Annotated in this window: 1 protein-coding gene; it reads right to left on the bottom strand. The window is 31.5% G+C overall.

Features of this window, described 5'->3' with window-relative positions; translation table 11 throughout:
- Nucleotides 1–3,155: YSIRK-type signal peptide-containing protein (locus tag NMM17_RS09515; RefSeq protein WP_254754328.1), on the bottom strand; the 3,155-nt coding region annotated here is incomplete at its 3' end.
- Nucleotides 3,156–3,593: the final 438 nt, after the last annotated feature.

The raw sequence follows: 3,593 nt of genomic DNA, 5'->3' as shown, positions 1-3,593 counted from the left end.
GCATCATCAGGAAATTGACTTTTATCTATATTTTTCAGAACATCTGGTTGGATATTGTTGTCACTAACTGATACAATTTGAGGAATTCCTTCAACTACTACAACATCAAATTTATCAGTATCGTCATTTTTTTCAACTGAGTCTTTTCCCTCACTATCTGTAGCCTTTAAAGTTACTGTATATACACCTGGTTTAGAAGTATCTAATCCCTGATCATCAATAACTGAAACATTTGGTTTTGTTATTTCCTTATTATCCCTATCATCTTCTAAATCAGCTACTTCAATACCTGGTTTACCATCAACAATAGTATCTGATACTTGTTTCAAAAGTTTTTCAGTATTAACTTTATTAGACACATCCGTTTTAGGAACATATATAACATCTTTATTGACATTTAAAGTTGGAGCTTCATTTAAAACATTCGCATAAGCAACATCTGAATCATTTCCTGCTTTATCTTGAACAGTTACTTTGATGCGTTTGTCAGGAGATAAATCATCATTTGCTTCATCTAAATTAATATCTTCAGGTAAAGGTAATACTAATTTCCCATCAATTATATTTAATTTTTCAGAATCTTTGTACCATTCATCACCTTTTTTAGTTAATTTAATTGTTTTCGCACCATTTGGTAATGTTACTGTTATACCAGTTACACCACCAATCGCATGATTAATTTTTTCAACTTCTGTTGTAGCTTCATCGTCTGCTAACTTATGCTGATTATCCTTGTTATTATTGTTCTTATCGTTTTCAATAACATTCTTTTTCTCTCTTACAGGGTCAGTTAAGCCTGTCTCTTCCTCTGGAATAGAAATCAAGAGGTTTCTTCCCTGATTTTTATTAGTACTATTTCCCTGCACTCCATCGGTATGTATTGTTTCGACTGTTGGTGCTTTAGGTTTTGTTGAATCAATATAAATCGTCTTATTATAATAGTAGTTTGGATTTTCAGAATTTCTTACACCAGATACTGTATTATGGTATAAACCATTTGAATTTGAAACATCGCCCGTATTCAATAAAACATTATCATCAGAATCTCTTAAACCATTTGGTAAAAAGGTTCTAATTTTAAATGTTGCTGTACCCTTATAGTTTGAAGTTGTAGTGAAAGGAATTTTAAAATTTCTAGTTCCATTATTAGAACCAACACCTATTCTAGGATCTTTTCCTGCGTTATTAGCAGAAGTATTATAAATTAAAGTTAATTTTCTACTAATTGAGTCATATACAATATTTTTAGGACTAATTGGAACCCCTCCAAACCAAACAGTATCTTTAGCATTTTTAATATTGTCTGGTAACTCTACACCTTCTGGTATCTCGATCTCAGTTTTCGCTGAACCATAATGTCTAATTCCACCAACACTATTGACGGTAAATTCTAGCTCACCTTTCTGTTCTGATTTGTATAATTTATTTTCTCCATATCCCCCTTCTTGGTTATTAGTCTTAACATTAGTAGTCATTTCTGTTCCAGTACCCAATGCTAAATTAACAGCTCCGACAAAATAACCGTCTTCTAATTGTTTCTTTCCGTTATTCAATGAGTATGAAGTTTTGCCTGTTATTGGATCTCCTTTTAATGCACTACCGTCATGCAATGCTTCTATTTCAACTCTAATTCTAGTTGTATTTAGAGGTATCTCATAAATTGCACGATATTCTGTCCATCCATCACCGTTTCCTCCATTACCCGTAGGTGTAGATATATGAAAAGTTTCATATTTTTCACCTTCTGTCCTATCATCTCGTACACTAGGAATTAAACTATTATTTTGTGCATCATAAACTGATATTTTTATTTTTTCTCCTGTTCCGGCAGTTCCCATGTTCCCGTAGGCACCACCTGTAATCGCACTTAATATAACTCTCGAATTACTATTTACAGAATACTCTTTTGAAATTTTATTTCCTTGTTTTCCCAATTCTAAATAGTAACCTTTAGGTAAATTATGAGTACCAACAGTACCTGAGTAATTTACTCCATTTGCATAGTTTTGGTTTGAAGCATGTACTCCTAGCGGTTGATTGGGACCCTCATTCTCATTATAATTTCTAGTAATAGAATTATCGTTATCATATACTTTACTTGGAGTTCCCAGATATTCCTTTTCACGCCCTGTATCAGCTACTGGTTGCTCAGGCTTAATAGCTTTTAAAATAGTTGATGCACCTGATGAATCAGTAATCTTCCAACCATTTAAAGAACCATTAATCTCTTTTTCTTTCCATTTATAGGTAATACCTCCAGTTAATAGCTGAGTCTTTGACTTCCCAGTCTTATCTGATAAGATGCTCTTAGACCATTGTTTTTCAATCTTTCTCTCTTTAACTACAGCATCATCAAAATTAATATCACCAAATTGCTCTTTTGCACTCTCAAAAACTCCATTTTGGGGATTATTTCCATAACCCAGTTTATTATTATTTGTTGGTCCTTCTATCGCTTTACTAATTGTATTTGCAGAATTTGATACAGCTTCTCTAAATCCACTCTCTCCTTTTCCTGGAATGGCTTTTCCATTTCGTGGATCTTGATTTTTGTTTTCTTTTTCTTTTTCTAATTTCTTTTCAATGGATGCTTTTGGTATACTTTTAAGAATAAAATCTATATTATTAAGAGAACTTAATTCTTTGTCGATATCTCCCTGTATTACTTTATCATTAGATAATAAGTCTTGTGCTTTAGCTAATTCTTCATTCGCACTTTTGATTACTTCTTCTGTTTTTTCATTCACTTCAGTTTTTTCAAGTAACGCTTGAACACGAGCAACAGCTAATTCTAATTTACTTGTATCAGCTTTAATAAACTGTTTTTCCTCTTGTCTACTCTCATTATTAAAAGATTCAGTTGAAGAAATAACATCTTTAGATTCTGTATTTTCAGAAGTTGCTTCTGATACCTTAAGATTAGAAGTATTAACTCTATCCTCATTATCTGTTTTCTTATCATATTCCTTTTGTTGATGATTTGAAGATACTGAGGCAGCACTACTATCATTACTTTGAATAGCATCTGCCTGAACAGTACCTCCACCAATAAACATCATAAAAGCAGCAATCGCGACTGAAGCTGCTCCAAAACTTACTTTGCGAATAGAAAAACGTAGTTGTTTTTCACGATCATGTTTACCTTTATAAAACATCTGATTTCCTCCGTTATAAATATCTTATTATATATTATGATACTCTTTTTATCTAATAAATCAATAGAGTTTTTCGCAAAGTTTTATATCACAAAAGGAACAATATCCGTATATATATATATATATATATATATACGGATATTGTTCGCTATTCTTTATAAATATTACATTCTATGAAACATGATGTTTATTGTCTGAAAAATTACGTTTTTATAACATTTTAAATCACATAAATATTTAGCCTATGTATTTTCCAATCAGCTATTAGTTCCTAGCGCTAATTATTTATCATCAAGTAGTACAACCTGTTTCGAATCAGGTTGATAAATGGCTTCCATTTACTTCCTTCTTTCCTAGTTAATCTATTTACACTTCAATCCTACCAAATATTCCTTGAAAGAAGTATCACAATCATTACAAAACATATCTACAATAAAT

This window comes from Streptococcus sp. CF7_Ac1-12 (assembly GCF_024295905.1).
GTDB classification, from domain to species: domain Bacteria; phylum Bacillota; class Bacilli; order Lactobacillales; family Streptococcaceae; genus Streptococcus; species Streptococcus mitis_AP.
Note: the sequence above shows the minus strand (reverse complement) of the source record. Positions and strands in the feature narration are given on the sequence as shown.